Source organism: Neisseria sp. HMSC075C10 (assembly GCF_001815615.1).
Taxonomy (GTDB): domain Bacteria; phylum Pseudomonadota; class Gammaproteobacteria; order Burkholderiales; family Neisseriaceae; genus Neisseria; species Neisseria subflava_A.
This window is the reverse complement of the sequence record NZ_KV821254.1, coordinates 13,487-33,008: the sequence shown is the minus strand read 5'-3', so window position 1 is coordinate 33,008 and position 19,522 is coordinate 13,487. Positions and strand designations below refer to the sequence as shown.

At 46.5% G+C, this 19,522-nt stretch carries 19 protein-coding genes, 1 tRNA gene and 1 riboswitch; of the genes, 10 read left to right on the top strand and 10 right to left on the bottom strand.

What is annotated here, in order from left to right; all coding sequences use genetic code 11:
* Positions 1 to 148: 148 nt before the first annotated feature.
* The 7 genes from HMPREF3047_RS03915 to rlmD form a co-directional block, all read right to left on the bottom strand.
* Positions 149 to 224, bottom strand: a tRNA-Asn gene (locus HMPREF3047_RS03915).
* Between the two features lie 96 nt (positions 225 to 320).
* On the bottom strand, positions 321 to 680 hold the full coding sequence (locus HMPREF3047_RS03910; protein WP_070460119.1) for a roadblock/LC7 domain-containing protein: 360 nt from the start codon (positions 678 to 680) through the stop codon (positions 321 to 323).
* 39 nt (positions 681 to 719) lie between these two features.
* On the bottom strand, positions 720 to 1,361 hold the full coding sequence (locus tag HMPREF3047_RS03905; protein ID WP_070584884.1) for a peptidase M23: 642 nt from the start codon (positions 1,359 to 1,361) through the stop codon (positions 720 to 722).
* Position 1,362: 1 nt separating this feature from the next.
* Positions 1,363 to 1,899 carry a GTP-binding protein gene (locus HMPREF3047_RS03900; RefSeq protein WP_003748733.1) on the bottom strand — a complete coding sequence of 179 codons (537 nt, stop codon included), beginning with the start codon at positions 1,897 to 1,899 and terminating at the stop codon, positions 1,363 to 1,365.
* 10 nt (positions 1,900 to 1,909) lie between these two features.
* The gene (locus HMPREF3047_RS03895; RefSeq protein ID WP_070584882.1) at positions 1,910 to 3,013 is read right to left on the bottom strand and encodes a response regulator; all 1,104 of its coding nucleotides are present in this window, start codon (positions 3,011 to 3,013) and stop codon (positions 1,910 to 1,912) included.
* Positions 3,014 to 3,036: 23 nt separating this feature from the next.
* Positions 3,037 to 4,512, bottom strand: a complete 1,476-nt coding sequence (locus tag HMPREF3047_RS03890; RefSeq protein ID WP_070712248.1) for a 23S rRNA methyltransferase — start codon at positions 4,510 to 4,512, stop codon at positions 3,037 to 3,039.
* Positions 4,513 to 4,636: 124 nt separating this feature from the next.
* Positions 4,637 to 5,962: a 23S rRNA (uracil(1939)-C(5))-methyltransferase RlmD gene (rlmD, locus tag HMPREF3047_RS03885; RefSeq protein ID WP_070712247.1), complete on the bottom strand. Its 1,326-nt coding sequence runs from the start codon at positions 5,960 to 5,962 to the stop codon at positions 4,637 to 4,639.
* A 140-nt stretch (positions 5,963 to 6,102) separates the two neighbouring features.
* Here rlmD and HMPREF3047_RS03880 point away from each other — a divergent pair, with 140 nt between their 5' ends.
* Entirely contained in the window at positions 6,103 to 7,164 is a 1,062-nt protein-coding gene (locus HMPREF3047_RS03880) for a L,D-transpeptidase (RefSeq protein ID WP_070712277.1), read from the top strand.
* Positions 7,165 to 7,259: 95 nt separating this feature from the next.
* Here the strand turns inward: HMPREF3047_RS03880 and queC are convergent, their stop codons facing one another.
* Entirely contained in the window at positions 7,260 to 7,919 is a 660-nt protein-coding gene (gene queC, locus HMPREF3047_RS03875; protein WP_070712246.1) for a 7-cyano-7-deazaguanine synthase QueC, read from the bottom strand.
* Between the two features lie 3 nt (positions 7,920 to 7,922).
* Positions 7,923 to 7,968: riboswitch (PreQ1 riboswitch) on the bottom strand.
* 71 nt (positions 7,969 to 8,039) lie between these two features.
* On the opposite strand from queC, the gene HMPREF3047_RS03870 reads away from it, so the two are divergent.
* Positions 8,040 to 8,639: a CDP-alcohol phosphatidyltransferase family protein gene (locus tag HMPREF3047_RS03870; protein WP_070712245.1), complete on the top strand. Its 600-nt coding sequence runs from the start codon at positions 8,040 to 8,042 to the stop codon at positions 8,637 to 8,639.
* A 139-nt stretch (positions 8,640 to 8,778) separates the two neighbouring features.
* On the opposite strand, the gene HMPREF3047_RS03865 is transcribed toward HMPREF3047_RS03870, so the two are convergent.
* Positions 8,779 to 10,641, bottom strand: a complete 1,863-nt coding sequence (locus tag HMPREF3047_RS03865; protein WP_070712244.1) for a Pycsar system effector family protein — start codon at positions 10,639 to 10,641, stop codon at positions 8,779 to 8,781.
* Between the two features lie 165 nt (positions 10,642 to 10,806).
* Positions 10,807 to 11,091, bottom strand: a complete 285-nt coding sequence (locus HMPREF3047_RS03860; protein WP_003684382.1) for a PepSY domain-containing protein — start codon at positions 11,089 to 11,091, stop codon at positions 10,807 to 10,809.
* 231 nt (positions 11,092 to 11,322) lie between these two features.
* Here HMPREF3047_RS03860 and HMPREF3047_RS03855 point away from each other — a divergent pair, with 231 nt between their 5' ends.
* From HMPREF3047_RS03855 to HMPREF3047_RS03820, 8 genes are all read left to right on the top strand, one after another.
* The gene (locus HMPREF3047_RS03855; RefSeq protein ID WP_070712243.1) at positions 11,323 to 12,093 is read left to right on the top strand and encodes a PP2C family protein-serine/threonine phosphatase; all 771 of its coding nucleotides are present in this window, start codon (positions 11,323 to 11,325) and stop codon (positions 12,091 to 12,093) included.
* A gap of 128 nt (positions 12,094 to 12,221) precedes the next feature.
* Positions 12,222 to 13,964, top strand: coding sequence for a bifunctional alpha/beta hydrolase/class I SAM-dependent methyltransferase (locus tag HMPREF3047_RS03850; protein ID WP_070712242.1), 1,743 nt, complete (start codon positions 12,222 to 12,224; stop codon positions 13,962 to 13,964).
* Between the two features lie 65 nt (positions 13,965 to 14,029).
* The gene (locus HMPREF3047_RS03845) at positions 14,030 to 15,316 is read left to right on the top strand and encodes a phosphatase PAP2/dual specificity phosphatase family protein (protein ID WP_283122357.1); all 1,287 of its coding nucleotides are present in this window, start codon (positions 14,030 to 14,032) and stop codon (positions 15,314 to 15,316) included.
* A gap of 2 nt (positions 15,317 to 15,318) precedes the next feature.
* Positions 15,319 to 15,693, top strand: coding sequence for a hypothetical protein (locus HMPREF3047_RS03840; protein ID WP_070712240.1), 375 nt, complete (start codon positions 15,319 to 15,321; stop codon positions 15,691 to 15,693).
* Positions 15,694 to 15,756: 63 nt separating this feature from the next.
* Positions 15,757 to 16,464: a lysophospholipid acyltransferase family protein gene (locus HMPREF3047_RS03835; protein WP_070712239.1), complete on the top strand. Its 708-nt coding sequence runs from the start codon at positions 15,757 to 15,759 to the stop codon at positions 16,462 to 16,464.
* Positions 16,461 to 17,450 (top strand): phosphatidate cytidylyltransferase, encoded by a 990-nt coding sequence (locus HMPREF3047_RS03830; protein ID WP_070712238.1) that lies wholly within the window; start codon positions 16,461 to 16,463, stop codon positions 17,448 to 17,450. Before HMPREF3047_RS03835 ends, HMPREF3047_RS03830 begins: the two co-directional genes overlap by 4 nt.
* Positions 17,451 to 17,558: 108 nt before the next feature.
* Positions 17,559 to 18,179, top strand: a complete 621-nt coding sequence (locus HMPREF3047_RS03825; RefSeq protein WP_070712237.1) for a DUF2238 domain-containing protein — start codon at positions 17,559 to 17,561, stop codon at positions 18,177 to 18,179.
* A 334-nt stretch (positions 18,180 to 18,513) separates the two neighbouring features.
* Positions 18,514 to 19,521, top strand: a complete 1,008-nt coding sequence (locus HMPREF3047_RS03820; RefSeq protein WP_070712236.1) for a ubiquinone anaerobic biosynthesis protein UbiU — start codon at positions 18,514 to 18,516, stop codon at positions 19,519 to 19,521.
* Position 19,522 lies beyond the last annotated feature (1 nt).

The window sequence follows — 19,522 nt, the reverse complement described above, 5'->3', positions numbered from 1 at the left end:
AAATAAATGAGATATTTAAATATGCTGGTAGGCCGTCTGAAAATTGAAGCATTAACTGCAACCATCTCACCACGCATTATTAATATGTTTAAAATACCAATAAATAGATAAAATAAAAACCACCATACAAGATGGTGGTTTTAAAATTTGGCTCCCCGACCTGGGCTCGAACCAGGGACCTGCGGATTAACAGTCCGTCGCTCTACCGACTGAGCTATCGGGGAATTAAAGATGGAATTATATAGAAAATATCAGAAACTTGTCAAGCAACAATCTATATAAAAACAAAAATATTTTATATCTTTTTAATTTATAAAACTTTATAAGATTTCAGCAATTTGTTTGGCCGCACGTTTCGCATCCAACAAAATCAAGCCCAATTTACCGCTTTCTTTTGCCATCAATACCAACACTGCATTTTCACCTGCTTGACTCAACAGAATATAGCCATTTTTACCTTTAACCATTACCTGATCCAACTCACCGCAAGCCAACTCATGTACGGAACGATTACCCAATGCCAAAAGCGTTGCCGACATCGCACCTACACGGTCTGCATTCAGGTGGGAAGGCAGCATGGTTGCGATCGGCAGGCCGTCTGTAGAAATAACTGCAGAAGCAGTGATATCAGCAGAGGTATTGTTCAAATCGCTTAATACAGAGATTAATAGTTGTTGCATAGTCGCTCCATTCTAAAATAAATATCGGTCAGGCAAAAATCAACGGCTGCCGTATCGGTGGTACAGCACTTTAACCAAAGTAACAAAAGCCTCTTTATTTAAGTCAGGCATTCCGCCAATTACCAAAATCAGCTTGGTCATGCCAATATACAGAGGGAAAAAGGTCAATTCACTTTGGCCTGAAGGATCACAAATACCCCATGCACTATTATTGATATGCAGGTTATTGCGAATCAAAAGACGGTGATTGTCTTCCATTTTAGCCACTTCGCTCGCCAAAAGGCCCAACTCTTCCGCAGCCTCGTGATGAAAATTGGCATTGGCGAAATACAAACCGTTTTCATCAGCCAATAAAGCTTTGCCAGAATTGGACAACTGTTCCAACAATGTAGGCAATTGCTCGTCAGTCAAATGGATATCGTCTGTGCTGATTTCTTCATCACCATACAAAAATTCCAAGCGTTGGAGCCGATACAGCAGGTTCAAAGCAGTATTGATGTCGCTGGTATCCGCCCATGCCAAGATTTTTTCGCTGCTGATGGTTTCAGACGGCTCTGCACGCAACAGGCCATACAATAAAGTTCTGCTGGCACTGGGCGTATCATTTGAAACAGCATAATACGCACCCGCCGGTGTAATCTTAGGATATAAATTTGCTTGTAAAGAAAGTGTCGCTTCCATCTTATACCTCTAATCCGGGGTCAATTGAGAACAACATGGCAGTAACCAATTGTTTTACATCGTCTTCTCGACGCGCATCAATCTCAAAAACCGGTACATTAAAATTATTCTGTGCTAAATATTTTTGATAAACATCCACGCTTGGTAAGGATCGGATATCCATCTTCGTTACCCCTACAACCAAAGGCGCTTTTTTCAGCAATTCCCGGAATGCATCCAAGAAGAATTGCAAGTCTTTCAATGGATTGCTTCTTGTATTATCCAAAAGAAGCACCAAACCCATACTGCCTTGGCTCAGAATTTCCCACATGAAATTAAAACGCTCCTGACCAGGCGTACCATAAAGATGGACCTTGGTTTCCTCATCCAAATGAATGACACCGTAATCCATCGCTACAGTCGTGTACCCCTTGCGGACAAGTGTCATATCGGATGCGGATGCATCGGTTTGAACCGGTGGTTCATCAGATAAAGCTGAAATTGCAGTGGTTTTACCTACGCCAACAGGACCGGTAAAGATAATTTTATTTTCTTTCATGACGTGTCCTTTACGATTTACCCAGCAACTTACGCATCAGGCGTTGCAACAGGCCGCGAGGTTGTTCTTTCGACGGACCGGCAATTTTTTGAGCCTCTTTGCTCATTGCTGTTTCAGGTACGTCTTTGCTATTCACATCAATCTGTTCGTTCAATGAAGGCGTATTGTTCGCATCAGTTGCAAACTCTGTATCTGTCGCCAAAAAGCCGGTCATATATGTTGCCGATAAATAGTTCAAAATATCAGGCATTTCTAAAGGCATAACTTTATAGAGGATGTTCAGATTAACAGACGTTTTCGTCAGAAATGCCGACAGACGCATAGATTCCGGAACATGTGCCAAACGGGTTAAGTTTGGCCACCGCTTGAGTGTAAAAACAGTTTGCGGCGTCATCGGATAAATCAGACGGCCTGATGCAGTCCAAATAGCCATTTGCCACAAGCATGACATAATGGTGACTTTGGCTTTTTCTTTCCATTGAGGATTATCAGGAACAGCCTTACACACGACAGCCAAGTTATCGTTCTTACACAATTTCTCCAACTCATTGGCACTGACTGTCAACAGTACACGCTGAATACTAGGAAACACGATTAATATCGGCTTGCCTTCATGCAAGACAGCAACATCTTGATGTCCTTGACTGGCAAATTTCAGCGCGCCCAACAAGCCTTTATTTGGATTAAATCGGCGAATGGTTGCTTTTCTAGTGCCATCGGAATTTGATTGTCTTTTATTCTCTTCAGCCGCTTGTTGCTCAGACGGCTCAAAAACATTACCGCCTTGAGCCAGGCTGCGCAAAACAGGAAACAAAGTATCAAATTTGACCGGCTTAGCCAAATAAGGAGTCGTTACTGTCGGCAACTCGGAAGAAAACATAGCCACAGGTACTTCCGGATAAGTTTTCTTCGACTCTTTCCAAGCTTCTACACCTGCCGGAGTATCGGTATCAACCAATACCAAATCCGGTTTTTCATCAGAATCAGGGGAAACGATGACGTAATTCGTCGTATTGTGCATTTTAAATGCCATACGGAATACCGCCTGCTGTTGCTCACCCATCTCCTGTAACATAACCCGTATGGTTTTAATTTTTGGTAAATGATTATTCATCACTCGTACTTTCTACGATTATCTTATTTTTTTGAATATTGGTTCATTCGTTGCAAGAGACGGCTCATTGCCAAGACAACCTCTTCAGGCAGGCTGACAACACGCTCACGCAACAAGCGCAGAAATTGTTCCAAACGTCCCCAATCTTCAACGCGTTCGTACAAATCAAACAAGATAATGTACAACTGCGATTCTTGAGGATACTGCAAAACAGCCTGTTCCAAAGTACCGATGGCCAAATCCAACTGACCATAGGCCAACAAAGATTCGACTTCTTTCACGGCTTCATCTGCAGGTGAAGAGCTCGCGCTGATGACTGAAGAGTCTTTTTGAACCAACTCACGATATTTGGCTTTCATCTGCAAAGAACTTGGCTGGATATAACCGCGTTTCAAGCCAATCTCTTTAATTTGCTGTTCAGACGGCCCTTTTTCCAAATCATCAAAAATTTCGTGATAACCAAGGCTATAACCCCAACCAAGCATACGTTCTTTTACTTGACGGCCATATTGACCCAAAGAGTGGTAAAGCTTCCACAGATGCTTGGCAAACTGCCCTACTTCTTCATTCTGATAATCCAGACGCAAGGCATCGATAATGAGACCAGCAGGCTTCGCAGAAGTTTGGATTGCTTTGTTGTATTGATGCAAAGCAGTCTCGTAGCTAATCTTGTCTTTCAGGATTTTTGCACTGCGTTCCGGTTTGGCAAAACCAATAACCGCACCCATCTCTTCAGGGCTGATTTCGCCAAAATCTTTCTTACCTAATACGATAGGCGCATGTTTGCCCATACCAGGAACGACAATGCGTTCAACCGAATCGCTCTCAAAAGCAATATGTTCGTCGGAAGCAACTTCCAAACCGCTTTGTTCGCCAATTTGACGGTCCACTTCCTGCATATTCCAACCGAGATAACGCTCGGCAAAAACACGCAGGCGCAGGTTAGTAGAGTCCAAAGCCAGACCGGCTTTCAGGTATTCGGCTACGCTGTCTTCTGAAAGTGAGGCACTATGACGCTCAAGTGTATCCGCCAGCATGTCGATATTACCGACCCGCAGATTCAAACCGATTAATTCATGAACCAGCTTTTCCGGAGCGCCGTCTTCCAAAGTATTGAGATAACCGGCCAAAGACTCTGCTGCTTTGCTCTCATAGCCAAACTGTTTATAAACCTGATATTCGGTCAGCGGATCCACTTCTTGTGCGGAAACAGAAGCTGTTGCATCGTTTGAGCCGCTTCCGCCCCATTCCCAGTCTTGATTATCCGCATTGGAAACTGTCTGGTTGACTTTCTCAATCCAGTCGTTTCCGTCCTCATAGGAGGCTGTATGAGCAGCAGATGTACGGCTGCTTTTTGATGCATGTGCGCTTTGTTTGTCTGAATTGTTACTTTGTTTATGACGAACAAAAAACAACACCAGCAAAAAAAGCACCAGCAAAAGAATAGTTAAAAGTTGATAGTTCAAGAACACCTCCCGGTCTTGTGCTGCAAACTGCATTTATTAACATCTGTTGCTTTACACGCAACTTCAACGCTATTAATTCCCAAAACGAATGATGATAACATGAACGCACCCATTTTCACATTAGAAACCCTACCCCCATAAAGGACTTGATACCAATTTACAACTCAAACACACCAATGGATTCAACATGCGAGGTTTGTGCAAACATATTCATGATTCCTACCGCCTTAAACTTATAGCCCTTATCAACCAAGACACCGGCATCTCGTGCAAATGTTGATGGATTGCACGAAACATACACTATCTTCTGAGGCAAAAACGGCTTGTGTAGCGATTTGACAACAGCATAAGCCCCGTTTCTCGGAGGATCCAGCAACATCTTGTCAAATTGCCCCCACGACTCAACAGTTTTTTCATCGGTATCGAACAAGTCTGCAACAGAAAACGTCATATTCTCGGCACAACGATTCAGGCGTGCATTTTCCCTTGCCCTATCGACCAAATAATCGGCACCTTCAATACCGACAACCGATGCACCACTTTTTGCCAGCGGCAAACTAAAATTGCCCAAACCGCAAAACAAATCGGCAATCCTCTCCCCTTTTTGAGGGTTTAAAAGCCTGACCGCCCTTGCCACCATCACTTCGTTCAATTGCGCATTAATCTGCGTAAAATCACCCGGCTTGTAAGGCATTTCCACATCAAATTGAGCAAAAGTATAGTTCAGGGCAGGCGCGTTCTCAGGGTAAAACGGCAAGGACTCGGCATGATCCTGCAGCCATATTTGCCATGCCTTTTCAGCACCCGACAATATCTTATCAAACCAATTACGCAATTCGCTTAATATTTGTCCAAACGGTTGATTTACGAAACGAATGTTGAATACGGTCACATTTTTTCCGCAATAAAACTCAACAAATTTCACTTTCACACCGTCATCATGCAGCTTTTGCAGCAAATTGCGGACATCAGGCAACCTATCGGACACATGCTTAGGCAAAATATGGCAATGGCGGATATTGACGACATCATGGCTTTTTTTGGCCTGAAAACCGAGTTTCAGACGGCCTTGCTTATCCATCGAAACACTTAAACGTGCTCTATCGCGATAATACCAGGAGTAACCATATAAAGGGAGCAAAATTATCTCAGGCTTGACCTTACCTATCCGTTCCAACTGCTCTTCTAAAATCCGTTGCTTTAATGCAACTTGCGCGCCAAAGGAAACATGTTGGAGCGAACAGCCACCACATGTATCAAAATAGCAACAAGCGGGCTCAACGCGTTCGGAAGAAGGTTTTAAAACCGTTTCGACCTGAGCTTCTGCAAACTGCTTTTTTTCCTTATGAATGGCAAACGTTACACGCTCTCCGGGCAGCGCACCGCCGATGAATACAGTCTTCCCATCGACTCTGGCAACACCCCTGCCCTCATAATCCAAAGAAAAAACTTCCGCCTCTTGATACCGTTCTTTCACACTCATACCGTTTCCGTCAGACAGCCGCTTACCGGCCTTCTGACTGTCTTTCAATACCGAAAGCGCATATTTTCTCACAAAAACACAGAGTTTCAGGTATCATGCGCCAAAAACTTTCATTTCAATCCCTACAAAAAAAAGACGACATGAAAAAATTATTCCTTGGCCTGACAGCCGCCCTTCTGACCTCGGCCGCTGCTGCAAACACACTTATTCCAGACGTCTCTCCCGCCTCTTCCGGACAACACGTCGTTATCAATATTACGCAACAGCGTTTGTTCCTCTACGACAACGGCAAACTGAGCAAAATTTATCCTGTTGCCGTCGGTAAAGCCATGACCCAAACTACACTGGGCGAACACAAAATCGGCGCCAAAGCCTACAACCCGGTTTGGCATATCCCTAAATCCATCCAAAAAGAACGCAATGACGGCGTAAAAAGCGTACCTGCCGGCCCGAATAATCCGCTTGGTCCCGTATTTGTCCGTCTTGGCGACCCCAAATTAAGCCTGGGCATTCACGGCACCAATGCCCCTGCCAGCGTGCCCGGTGTCCGCAGCCATGGTTGCGTGCGCATGAAATCGCCTGATGCATTGGAATTCGCCAAAACCATCGCAACAGGTGCTCCCGCCTCCGTTATCTACCAAATGGCAAGCCTGAACGAAGATGCCAACCAAAACTTGTGGCTGGCTGCCTATCGCGACCCGTACAACAAGAAAAACCTTGATACGGCTGCCCTGAAAAAAAGCATTGCCGCTTGGGCAAAAGCGCACGGCAAAACCATTCCTGCAGCGCGTGTGGATGCAATCCTGAAAGGACGCACCGGCGCGGCAAACTGTCTGACCTGCGCCAAAGGCGTGAAACTCAAATCACCTTTGAAGTCTTTGGCATGGACCAGCGGCACGGATGCTTACAGCAAACCAAAAGTCATGCCGAAACCGGCTCCTGCTAAAGATGTGGTATTGCCTCAAGGCACCGAAATCGAAGTCGATGCTACCGACGATACAAACAAGGCAGCATCCGAACCGAAACAAAGCGTTCGTCCGACTCCAGTGAAACCGGCAAAACCTGCTGCCAAACCGGCAACCACTCCTGCCGAGACGCCTGCTTCCGTGCCTAAAGCCGCTTCCGAACCGGCTACTGCCCCGGCCTCTGCGCCTGTAAAAGAGGCTCCGGCAAGCAGCGAACCGGAAGATTTGCTGTTCTAAGCAGAACAAAACACATAGCCAAAGGCCGTCTGAAACGAATTGTTCAGACGGCCTTTTCGTATTACTGGATATTGGAAATATAGGCCCCTCTTGATTCAGACGGCCTTTTTACTTTCCAAATATTCTGACAAGCCGCGTTCGCGCAAAATACAGCTCGGGCATTCATGACAACCGCCGACCACGCCGTTATAACAGGTATGCGTCCGCTCGCGAATGTAATCCAACACACCCATTTCATCCGCCAATGCCCATGTTTGCGCTTTGGTTAAATACATCAAGGGCGTATGGATTTGAAAAGCGTAATCCATAGCCAGATTCAGCGTAACATTCATCGACTTGACGAACACATCGCGACAGTCGGGATAACCGGAAAAGTCGGTTTCGCATACGCCGGCAATGATATGGCGTATCCCCTGCCCTTTGGCGTAAATGGCGGCATAAAGCAAAAACAAAGCATTGCGTCCATCTACAAATGTATTGGGCAGGCCGTCTGAAGCTGTTTCAATGGATGCCGTATCATCCATCAAGGCATTATGCGTAATCTGTTGCATCAGGCTCAAATCGAGTACCGTCTGCTTTACACCCAAATCTTGGGCAATCCAACGCGCGCGCTCCAATTCGATGGCGTGGCGTTGCCCATATTGAAAAGTGATAGCCTGCACATTTTCACGGCCATAGGTTTGAATTGCCTGAATCAGGCAGGTTGTTGAATCCTGCCCGCCCGAAAAAATAACGAGGGCCTGCTGTTTTTCCATAGTAAATTCCTAGTTTTGTTAACGCGGGAGGTTTGCGAACCGCGTGATTCGAAGATTGACGGATTATAACGGATTTCGTCTATAATCACGGCACTTCATTTTCTTTTATATAGCATAATCATGAGCATCTACGCCCTGAAACCAAAATTCCAAAACCTGTTGCGCCCCATTGTTAAGAGACTGTATCAAAAAGGCATTACTGCCAATCAGGTTACCCTGTTTGCCTGCGCCGTTTCCATTTTGATCGGTTTGCTTTTAGCATTGTTTGCAGGTGTATCCACATTATTCTGGCTTTTACCGATCTGGTTGTTTGTCCGTATGGCACTGAATGCGATGGACGGTATGCTGGCACGAGAGTTCGGCCAACAATCGGCATTGGGCGGCTATTTGAATGAAATCACCGATATTGCCGCCGATGCTGCTTTATATCTGCCTTTTGCCTTTATCGCGCCCTTCGGTGGCGTACAAATTGCCCTGTTTATTTGGCTGGCGGCAATGACCGAGTTTTGCGGCGTTTTGGGACAAGTTCATGGCAACGGCCGTCGTTATGACGGGCCATTCGGCAAAAGCGACCGCGCATTCTTTATCGGCGCATTGGCCGTATGGTATGCAATCGCCGGCAGCTTCCATTCGACTTTCTATATCCTTATGTGGCTGGCCTGCGCGGCACTGGTTTACACCTGCTACAAACGTGTCATCAATGGCTTGAAGGCCGTCTGAAACTTATCCACGTTCTTGGGTTAATCATCATTGATTAGAGTATTCAAACCCATCAACCTGTTTTACTGAAAACAAAAAGGCCGTCTGAAACCATAAACTATCGGTTTCAGACGGCCTTTTATTCGTCAGCGAAGATAACTTACTGTTTACCCAGTTGACTGTAATCTACCAACATATACTTGGCAGTAATTTTCTGCGAAGCATTGCCTTCATCGCCCATCAGAATCATCTGCGGCTTGCCGTTAACGGTAATCGAATCGACGGCCTCAACGTTAGTGATGTGTTGCAGGTTAGGCAGAGAGATTTTTTGCGGTTCATCAGTCGGGTTACCGCTCCAAGTCCACAGTTGCGAGAATTTCTGTCCATTCTCATCCTTCACTTCATTGGCGATCACGTAGGTTTTCAACACAGGATCATAGTTAAGGGAACGGATACCGCCGCCATCAATATCAATCACGGCCACTTCATCAAACTCAGGTTTGGCATTGCGCTCAAATACATCTTTCGGATTGCTGATAAACGCGACCAAAGCCATGTTGTTGAACTCAGGATCACGGAATCCCAAAACGAGACGTTTTTTCACCGGATCAAACGCCATGCCCTCAATATTGATTTCTTCAAAAGAAACTTCAGCCTTGGTTCGCTCGCGAATCAAATCATGCAGCTTGTGATCGGTTTCCAAAACCTGCGTCAGATTGTCGTAGCTGGTCAGCCCCAACACATTGCCGTCTTGGATTTTAAAGCGCATCAGATGTTCGCGGTCAGGCGAGCGGTTGCCTTTACGGGTGCGCGAGTGTGAAGTCAGTGCGTAGATAAAGCCTTCATCGTCGCGAGCCAAAGCCTCCAAATCGCTGAGACGACGTTTGAAACCGGTAATCACGCGTGTATCCAATGCCTCGTCTTCCACAAACCTGCCGGTTTTATCAATGCTGATGATACTGAACGCATGGTTGGGTTCGTCTTCCGCGATCAGCAACTTACCATCCGGGAGCTGTTGTACGGCAGAAGGCTCAAATACTCCGTTAAACATATTGATACCCAGCGAACGCAGCTCTGCCGCATTGTTGGCCGGAGGCGTCAGCAATGACGGCAATGTTTTCACGCCGATAAATGCCGCCAACGAAGCCAGCAAGCCCCAGCGGAATACCGCGTAAGATAAATTAATGTATTTAAACTGTTTATCCGCCAACAAACCAAGCCAATAAAGATGATCGCTCATCTTTTGATAGATTTGTTTACGGTCGCCCATAATCTCCTGCATCATTTCCCAATATTGATCTTTTTGCAGTTTTACACGGTCTTCATAAATCAAAATATTGGGTTGGCTGCCGCCAAAAAAGCGCGTTTCGGTACTGCTGAGACGGGTTTTCAAATCCCGCAGCTTAGAACGTCCACGGACAAAATCCTTCAACCATGTACGCGCCGCCTGCATTTTGCCGATACGTTCCGGCGAAGCAGAAAGCAATGCAAACACGATAGACGCTGCGGCAGTAATCATAAACGTACTGGCCGGAATCAAAAACTCGGGCGATGATGAAAAAATAAACGCGCCCGAAATCATCAGCGCAGAAACAATAAAACCATTCAGCGAAATCATAATGTTCGCTTTAGTTGCCGCCAGCGCCAACAATTCCATCTCCGAGCGTACGGCGTTGCGGAACATGGTTTCCACGCCCTTATTCGTACCCAACAGATCAGACGCATTTAAATCCTCGGCTTTATCTTTTTTCTTCTTCGCCTTGTCTTTTTTACGTTTGGCCTTCTTCTCGTTTTTTTCAAACGGCATCTCAGGATGTTCAACCACTTCCTGACCTTCTACCGTTTCCTGAATTTCTACCGCATCAGCCACAACCTCAACTTCGTTTTCAACCACACCGTTTTGCTTGTGATCCCAAAACTCAACATCCTGTTGGGATTCGGCAGCTGCGCCGTCGTTTAAAGGTTTTTCTTGGTCGCCTATCTGCTTCGGCTGACCATCTTCCTTCCAATCATTCAAACTCATATTATGACTCCCAACATCAAACACTTTGAACTACATGGAAAATAAAAAACATATTTAGTTCATTTATTTTGGATAATTTACATGCTGTTTACATTCTTTTAATGCCTAAATAGCAAACTGTCGCAGGACCAAAAGCCCTGCGACAATCCACTTTATATCGAAATATTAATAATCGATGCGTTCTTTAATAATTTTCAAATCAGGGTAAGACAAAACAATGTCGTACTCACGGCCATCTTTAAAAGCCTCAATATCCAATACAGGCTGACCTCGACGGCTATCGGCTTCAACATCGTGAACTTGATAGCCGCGTTGTTCCAACATTTTTACGGCTTTAGCACGGTTTTGCTCGAAGTTTTTGTCGCTGTAGATTTTGTGTTCGATATAATCACTGGCACCGGCAGTAGCGGCAGACAAAGCAACGATGGCGGTCAATAAGAATTTTTTCATGTTTGATTTCCTTTTTAAATGTGTATTCGGGTTTCGATGGATGTATTAAAACATGACAAAATTAGCAGTTAATTAGTGCTTGGTTAAACACAGTAAAGGCCGTCTGAAAACTGTTCAGACGGCCTTGATCCTTAGTCATCAAATTTCAAACGTATTGCCCAAGTGTAAATCCTGAAGGTTAGAAACGATGAAAAGCCTGCAGCGAATACTCACCCAACAAATGGACAAATCATGAACAAATTTTGCGAAATCACCTTTTGCCAACAAATCGGCAGCAACCAACAACACAACCAAGATGCCCTTTTTAACGGCGAACAAGTGTTTCAATATAAACTCAAAACCGCTGAAACACGCCTTGAAACCCGTCCACGCTTTATCATCGGGATAGCCGACGGCATTTCCAATAGCAATCATCCCGAAAAAGCCAGCAAATCAGCCATGCACCTATTAAGCCGTACAGCCAAACTCAGCCGTCAAACCATCAATCATGTACAAGCCGCTTTATCTCAAGAGTTGGCAGAGGATTATTTTGGTTCATCAACCACTTTTGTTGCCGCAGAAATCGACCAAACCACCGGCCAAACCAAAATCATCAGCGTAGGCGACAGCCGCGCCTATTTGATTGATACACAAGGAACATGGAAGCAACTGACCCAAGATCACTCGATACTCTCCGAATTGCTGGATGGTTTGTCGGATAAAAAAGAAGAAGGGTTCGCCACCATATATGGCGGCGTTTCTTCTTATCTAGTAGCAGATTATTCCGAATTCCAAGACAAAATGTGCCATATCGAACTTACGCTTAAAGCAGGAGAAAGCCTGCTGCTTTGTTCAGACGGCCTAAGTGACGCCCTTTCAAAAGAAATAAGAGAAAAAATTTGGCAACAACATGATAACGATAAGTCCCGCCTGACTGTGTTTCGTAAATTAATAGCGAAACAAAGAGTTTATGATGATATGTCGATAGTAATTTGTAAGGTTATCCAAACACCCTCTATCTAACCTTTTAACAATCACTGTCATCAGTTTTAAGTGAAATTTGGAATCATCTTTTACCATTTCTCTCCATCATTGCATTTGTCCGATATGTCATGATACTGTTCAAAAAACATGACTATTAGGAGTTTCTCATGTCCGAACAGCAAAAATACTTTTCTACCCAAGACGGTACTTCGCTTTTCTACCGCTATCGCCCTGCTGCCAATGGTTCTTCCGACAAAGCCATTGTGCTGTTCCATCGCGGGCATGAGCACTCCGGCCGGATGATGTTTGTGGCGGATGAGCTGGGTTTCAACGATTTTTCCTATTTCGCTTGGGATGCGCGCGGTCATGGTTACAGCCCCGGTGAACGCGGCGATAGTCCGAGTATCAGCACTTCGGTTGCTGATGTAGATGATTTTATCCGCCACATCCAAAGCGAATACGGCATCAAGCCCGAAAACATCTGCGTGATCGCGCAAAGCGTCGGCGCGGTATTGGTTTCTACTTGGCTGCACGACTACGCGCCGAAAATCCGTTGCGCCGTATTGGCTTCGCCTGCGTTCAAAGTCAAACTCTATGTTCCGTTTGCCCGTACCGGTTTGAAAATTATGCAAAAATGGCGTGGTAATTTCTTTGTAAACAGTTACGTCAAAGCCCACTATCTGACCCACAATGTCGAACGTCAAAAAAGCTATGACAATGATCCGCTTATTGCCCGTGCTATTTCTGTGCGTATCCTGCTTGGTTTATACGAAGCCGCTGAACGTGTGGTTGCCGATGCGCAAGCCATTACTACGCCTGTACAGTTGTTGATTTCAGGCAGCGATTGGGTCGTTCATCACAAACCGCAACACGATTTCTACAACCGTTTGGGCAGCCATATTAAAGAGCGCCATATCCTACCCGGTTTCTACCACGATACTTTAGGCGAACAAAACCGTGAAATCGCTTTTGTTGAAATGCGCCGTTTTATCCGCGAGCGTTTCAATCAGCCTTTGCAACAAGTCGATCTGACTCAAGCGCACTTATTTGGAGACAGCCGTCGCGAAGCTGACGAACTGGCGACGCCTTTGCCTGTTTGCACGCCTCGCGGCGCATTTTGGGCAACATATCGCACCTCGCTCAAACTGGGTTCGCGCTGGAGTGAAGGCTTGAGAATCGGTCAAGAAATAGGTTTTGATTCAGGCAGCACACTGGATTACGTTTACCGCAATCAACCGCAAGGCAGCAATGCTTTCGGTGTATGGGTGGACAAATACTATCTCAACGCCATCGGCTGGCGCGGTATCCGCCAACGCAAAGTCAATATCGGCAAAGCCATTCAGACGGCCTCAGCCAAACTGCGTGAAGCAGGCAAACCTGTACACGTTTTGGATATTGCATCCGGTCATGGCCGCTATGTATTAGATGCCCTGACTGCCGATACATTACCTGATTCAGTACGCTTGCGCGATTACAGCCCGATTAATGTCGAAGCCGGCCGCAAGCTGATTGCCGAGCGCGGCTTACAAAACACGGTAACCTTCAATGAAGTCAATGCCTACGACCGCGCCAATTATCACGATTTGCAGCCGCGTCCAACGCTGGGCATCGTCTCCGGCTTGCACGAATTGTTTGCCGACAATGATTTGATTTTGAACTCGCTCTACGGCTTCGGAGAAGTCATTGAAACCGGCGGCTACCTGATTTACACCGGCCAACCTTGGCATCCGCAACTGGAAATGATTGCCCGCGCCCTGACCAGCCACAAAGCAGGCAGCCCAAACTGGGTAATGCGCCGCCGCAGTCAGCAGGAAATGGATCAGTTGGTTGAAAAAGCCGGTTTTGAAAAAATCCATCAATGGATAGACGAAGACGGTATTTTCACCGTGAGCTTGGCAGTGAAGAAATAAAAATAAAGGCCGTCTGAACAATTTTTTAACTTTCAGACGGCCTTATTTAAACCATGTACCTATCCATGAAACCCTCCCTCAAAACCTCCCTGCTCAAGCTGATTTCAGTCGGTATCCTGTTCTACACCAGCTACGGCCTCTCCAACCACTTTGCGGCATCGCTGGACTATGTGCCTGAAATCGCTTTTGCATGGGAAAGCAATATTCCGTTTTGGGCATGGACGATTGTGCCTTATTGGTCGCTGAACCTGATGTATGCCGCGGCATTTTTTCTTTGCCGTGATACACATGAACAAAACCGATATGTAGCGCACCTTGTAGCTGCCCAACTGATTGCGACTGCTTGCTTCGTGCTGTTTCCGCTGCGTTTTGGGTGGCCTAAACCGCCCGCCGATGGGCTGTCAGGCTGGCTGTTTGATTCATTGGCTGCGTTTGATTTGCCATACAACCAAGCGCCATCTTTGCATATCGCGTTAGCGATTATCGTGGGTGCTTTTTATTGGACGCGCTTTCCCAAAATCTGCCTGCCGCTTTTCTTATGGCAAAGCCTGATTGCCTTATCGGTACTGACGACTTATCAACATCATTTTATCGACGTGCCGACCGGAGCATTGCTCGGCTGGCTAGTGTTGTGGGCTTTTCCGCGTCAGATGACTTCACCGTTAAAACTGGGCTTGAGTAATGTACACTCAAAAAAGATTGCGTTGTTATATTTGCTTGGTGCGTGTTTGACGGCGTTACCCGCATTGCTGGGTGGAGCGTGGCTGTGGTTGATATGGATTAGCGTGTCTTTGCTGATGGTGGCTTTTGCCTATTTAACTGGAAATGTAGCCTTCTTCCAAAAACAGGCTAACGGTAAATTATCGGCAGCAGCGACGGTTTTGCTATTGCCTTATCTGGTGGGTGTACGGCTAAACATGGCGTATTGGTTACGCGGTAAGGCGAAAATGGCACAAGTCCGCCATGATGTATGGATTGGCAGCGTTTTGGGTATTTCAAACCATCTGCCTGCTGTATTGGATGTATGCGCCGAATATCCCTGCTGTAGCTATCAGGGAGAATATCGCACTCTGCCTTTACTGGATATGGTAACGCCGTCTGAAAACGATTTGGTTCAGACGGCCTTGATATTGGAAACCTTGCGCCAAAAACACGGCAAAGTGCTGGTATGTTGCGCTTTAGGTTATGGAAGAAGTGCCGCAGTGGTGCTGACGTGGCTGCTGGTCTATGGTGGCTGCAAAGACTTGGCACAGGCAAAGGCCGAACTCAAGCAGGCTCGGCCACAAATGGTATTATCGCTGGCCACTGCCCAAGTAGTCGAAGCTGCTGCCAACTATTTAAAACAAGGATAATGATGGACAACGCAACCGACAGCCGTATTACTGCCCACCTGCTCTCTACCGCACATTATGTTGCCGCCTGCAATGCCTTGCTGCTCGCCTTGTCGGCAAAATATGGCGGCGCATGGTTTGCGGTGCAACTTGTCTTGGCAGCAGTTTTGCTGTACTGCCATATCCGCATTCACTTCGACCGTCGCGTGTTCCAAGACTTTGCCGACAACCGCTACTCTCCTGAAGACTTCGACCACGCCTTACAGCAAAACGGTTTGCGTCAAATTTCAGGCAGCCGTACTTTGACCCAACGGATAAACGGCGCACTTTCCTTATGGCGCAAAAGCTTATACCTGACCGCCGCACAATTTTTAATTTTGCTTATCCAAAGCATTTGATTATTTTTGCTAATTTACCCAAACCAGATCTAGAGCGGTATCTCACTTCAAAAGGCAGAAACAATGAAAAACTTCCTCAAAAAACAACTTGCCTGGCTGACCGACCAAGCCTTGTGTCTGTCGGTCTCTTTCCTTACGGGCGTACGCCCTAAAAGCCCACGCGAGCTGACATTCAATCAGCACCAAAAAGTCTATTACGCCAATCACGGCAGCCATGGTGATTTTGTATTGGTGTGGATTTCCCTGCCCCGCCGCTGGCGCTTGTCCACGCGCCCTGTCGCTGGTTCGGATTACTGGCTGACGAGCAAACTCAAATGCTTCATCATTCAAAATGTTTTCAACGCCTTGCTGATTCCGCGCCATAGCGATAATCCGCAAGCGATTACCGAACAGATGAAAGATGCGCTGAACGCAGGCGACTCTTTGATTATTTTCCCTGAAGGCACGCGTAACACTGACGACAACACCATCCTGCTGCCGTTTAAGTCCGGCATTTATCATCTGGCAAAAAGCAAACCCAATACCGAATTTGTGCCGATTTGGATCGACAACATCAGCCGCGTACTGCCAAAAGGCAAAATCCTGCCTATCCCGCTTTTGTGTGAAGTCCATATCGGACAACCGCTTACCTTGCAGGAAAACGAAGACAAAGACAGCTTTTTGACACGCAGCCGTGAAGCGCTGCTGGCACTCAGGCCGTCTGAAAACGACCGCAGCGAGCTTCGCCAAAATGAACCTGAAGTTCAGCAAAACAAAGGAGGACAAGCATGAGCCTTTCTACGACTTCCCAACAAATCATTGTCGAACAAGCCGCCGCTCATCTGACTCCGCAAGCCAGCTATATTTTTGTCGGCGTGTTTGCCGTATTGTGTTTTGCCAGCATCATCGGACAATGGCTTAAGCGCAAAAACGGCGCAGATAATGCCACCATCGCCAACCTCAACGCCCGTATTTACGCATGGTGGCTGATGACGCTGGTGTTGCTGGGCGCGTTTTGGTTCGGCAAAATCGGGACGGTTATACTGTTTTTCCTGATTTCATTTGCCGCACTGCGCGAGTTTATGACCCTCGTCTATCGCCGCCGCAGCGACTATTACAGCATGGTGGTCTGCTTTTACCTGTTGCTGCCGGTGCAATACTATTTCGTCTATGACGGCTGGTACGGCATGTTCAGCATTTTTATTCCGGTTTACGGCTTTTTGATACTGCCGATTATTGCCAGCCTCAGCGGCCAAACCGCGCATTTTTTGGAACGCGCCGCCAAAACGCAATGGATGGCGATGATTTGCATCTTCTGTCTGTCCCATGTTCCGGCGCTGATGTTTCTAGACTTGGACGGCTTCGATAATAGCAACAATATTCTGTTGCTAATCTTCCTGATTGGCGTGGTGCAAGTATCGGATGTATTGCAATACGTTTGGGGCAAACTGATTGGCGGTGCAAAAATCATGCCTTCGCTTTCGCCGTCAAAAACCATTTCCGGCACTGTCGGCGGTATTCTGTCGGCCACAGCCATTGCCGCGCTAATGGCGCCGATTACGCCGTTCTCCCACGGCCAAGCGGCCGTTATCGGCTTTATCGTCTGCCTGATGGGTTTCTTTGGCGGCCTGGTTATGTCTGCTATCAAACGCGATTACGGCGTCAAAGACTGGGGCAATATGATACGCGGCCACGGCGGCATGCTTGACCGCGTGGATTCGATTTGTTTTGCCGCACCCGTGTTTTTCCACATTACCCGTTATTTCTGGAACGGCTAAACTTCAGGCCGTCTGAAAGTTATTTTCAGACGGCCTTGAATACTCGAAACTTCCAGCCCTGCCGATTCGTTATACAATACGTAACCATTGTTATTACATACACACAACATGAATAAACCCTCTCCAATCTTTCCCATTTTTCTTGCTGCAATTATCTTCGCCCTTATTGTTTGGTCAGGCATTAATCCTCATGACCGTGCAGTCTGGTACGCCGAAATCATCCCCGTAGCATCCGTATTCTTCCTCCTGGTTGCCACTTACCGCATTTTCCGCTTCAGCAACTTGGCCTACTTATTCATGAGTTTTTGGCTGATTATGCATTCCATCGGTGCATACTACACTTTTGCCGATGTACCGTTTGAATCCATCAACCGCTTTTTTGAACCGATTTTGGGCGAAAACCGCAATCATTACGACCGTATTGCCCATTACATCATCGGCTTCTACGCCTATCCAATGGCTGAGTGGCTGCTGCGCCGCAAGCTGTGCAACCTGCCGTTGGCCTTATTTTTCTCACTGTTCTTCATTATGAGTGTGGCTGCCGCCTATGAAATCATCGAATGGCAATATGCCGTTATCGACGGCGGAGAGGCCGGACTGGAGTTCTTGGGTTCTCAAGGCGATATTTGGGACGCGCAAAAAGACATGCTTGCCGATACTTTGGGCGCGTTAACCTCGCTGTTTATTTTTGTGTTTACCCGACCCGATAAACGCTTGGGTTCCTCTTAAATTTATCCCTTTAAAGCGAAAGGCCGTCTGAAACCAGATTTTCAGACGGCCTTTTTTCATTTTTCTATCGCCATTATTGTAAAAATTAATAAATGCGATAGTTAAAAACATAAGCCGATTTTGAAACAAAATCCGTCATCAAAATTTTTAAGCACATGAAATATATAAAAAACAACGTCTGTTAAGATTTTGTAAACAATATGTCTACGTCAACCTGAATTTTTCGATTTGATTTAAGTCAGCATATCTTGTGTCATTAATCCATAAAATATTCGGAATTCTACAAAATATTGATTAACCCGATAGAGGTTATCATCAAGACGAGGAACACAAAATGCAGAAAATTCCAGAATTGGTCTGCCCCGCCGGCAACCTGCCTGCACTGAAAACCGCTGTGGACAACGGTGCGGACACGGTTTACATGGGTTTGAAAGATGCGACCAATGCACGAAACTTTCCGGGACTGAATTTCGATATGAAATCGGCACGGGAAGGCGTAGCTTACGCCCATGCGCGCGGGCGCAATGTACTGATGGCCATCAATACATTCGCACAAGCTGGCCAAGTGGAGCGTTGGTACGCCGCTGTGGATACGGCGGCGGATTTGGGTGCCGATGCGATTATTGTTGCCGACACCGCCATCATGGCGTATGCGGCAGACAAACATCCGAATTTACGCCTGCATATGTCGGTACAAGGTTCGGCCACCAATTACGAAGCCATCAATATGATGAAAGAGCTGTTCGGCATCCGTCGTGCCGTTTTACCGCGCGTGCTGACCATCGATCAGGTCAAACATGTAATTGACAATACTGATGTGGAAATTGAAGTCTTTGGCTTCGGCAGTTTGTGTGTGATGGTGGAAGGCCGTTGCATCTTGTCGAGCTATGCAACAGGCGAATCGCCCAATATGCAAGGTGTCTGCTCTCCGGCAAAATCCGTCCGCTGGGAACAACTGCCCGACCGCATGAACGTACGTCTAAACCAGGTATTGATAGACCAATACAAACCCAATGAACCCGCAGGTTATCCAACCTTGTGCAAAGGTCGCTTTGAAGTCAATGATGAAACCTACTATGCTTTGGAAGAACCGACCAGCCTGAATGTTTTGGAAATGTTGCCCGAACTCATCAAAATCGGTGTGTCCGCCATCAAAATCGAGGGACGCCAACGTAGTCCGATGTATACGGCGCAAGTAACCAAATCCCTGCGCCAAGCACTGGATGCAGCCGCAGCCGACCCGTCGCATTTCAAAGTCAATCCATCCTGGAACAATGCCTTGAGCAAAGTTTCGGAAGGTCATCAGACAACTTTGGGCGCATACAACCGCCCATGGAAATAAG

Excerpts from the sequence above, each read along its gene's own strand:
- HMPREF3047_RS03910 (WP_070460119.1), bottom strand. The coding sequence starts at position 680 with ATGCAACAACTATTAATCTCTGTATTAAGCGATTTGAACAATACCTCT.
- HMPREF3047_RS03905 (WP_070584884.1), bottom strand. The coding sequence starts at position 1,361 with ATGGAAGCGACACTTTCTTTACAAGCAAATTTATATCCTAAGATTACA.
- HMPREF3047_RS03900 (WP_003748733.1), bottom strand. The coding sequence starts at position 1,899 with ATGAAAGAAAATAAAATTATCTTTACCGGTCCTGTTGGCGTAGGTAAA.
- HMPREF3047_RS03895 (WP_070584882.1), bottom strand. The coding sequence starts at position 3,013 with ATGAATAATCATTTACCAAAAATTAAAACCATACGGGTTATGTTACAG.
- HMPREF3047_RS03890 (WP_070712248.1), bottom strand. The coding sequence starts at position 4,512 with ATGCAGTTTGCAGCACAAGACCGGGAGGTGTTCTTGAACTATCAACTT.
- rlmD (WP_070712247.1), bottom strand. The coding sequence starts at position 5,962 with ATGAGTGTGAAAGAACGGTATCAAGAGGCGGAAGTTTTTTCTTTGGAT.
- HMPREF3047_RS03880 (WP_070712277.1), top strand. The coding sequence starts at position 6,103 with ATGAAAAAATTATTCCTTGGCCTGACAGCCGCCCTTCTGACCTCGGCC.
- queC (WP_070712246.1), bottom strand. The coding sequence starts at position 7,919 with ATGGAAAAACAGCAGGCCCTCGTTATTTTTTCGGGCGGGCAGGATTCA.
- HMPREF3047_RS03870 (WP_070712245.1), top strand. The coding sequence starts at position 8,040 with ATGAGCATCTACGCCCTGAAACCAAAATTCCAAAACCTGTTGCGCCCC.
- HMPREF3047_RS03865 (WP_070712244.1), bottom strand. The coding sequence starts at position 10,641 with ATGAGTTTGAATGATTGGAAGGAAGATGGTCAGCCGAAGCAGATAGGC.
- HMPREF3047_RS03860 (WP_003684382.1), bottom strand. The coding sequence starts at position 11,091 with ATGAAAAAATTCTTATTGACCGCCATCGTTGCTTTGTCTGCCGCTACT.
- HMPREF3047_RS03855 (WP_070712243.1), top strand. The coding sequence starts at position 11,323 with ATGAACAAATTTTGCGAAATCACCTTTTGCCAACAAATCGGCAGCAAC.
- HMPREF3047_RS03850 (WP_070712242.1), top strand. The coding sequence starts at position 12,222 with ATGTCCGAACAGCAAAAATACTTTTCTACCCAAGACGGTACTTCGCTT.
- HMPREF3047_RS03845 (WP_283122357.1), top strand. The coding sequence starts at position 14,030 with ATGAAACCCTCCCTCAAAACCTCCCTGCTCAAGCTGATTTCAGTCGGT.
- HMPREF3047_RS03840 (WP_070712240.1), top strand. The coding sequence starts at position 15,319 with ATGGACAACGCAACCGACAGCCGTATTACTGCCCACCTGCTCTCTACC.
- HMPREF3047_RS03835 (WP_070712239.1), top strand. The coding sequence starts at position 15,757 with ATGAAAAACTTCCTCAAAAAACAACTTGCCTGGCTGACCGACCAAGCC.
- HMPREF3047_RS03830 (WP_070712238.1), top strand. The coding sequence starts at position 16,461 with ATGAGCCTTTCTACGACTTCCCAACAAATCATTGTCGAACAAGCCGCC.
- HMPREF3047_RS03825 (WP_070712237.1), top strand. The coding sequence starts at position 17,559 with ATGAATAAACCCTCTCCAATCTTTCCCATTTTTCTTGCTGCAATTATC.
- HMPREF3047_RS03820 (WP_070712236.1), top strand. The coding sequence starts at position 18,514 with ATGCAGAAAATTCCAGAATTGGTCTGCCCCGCCGGCAACCTGCCTGCA.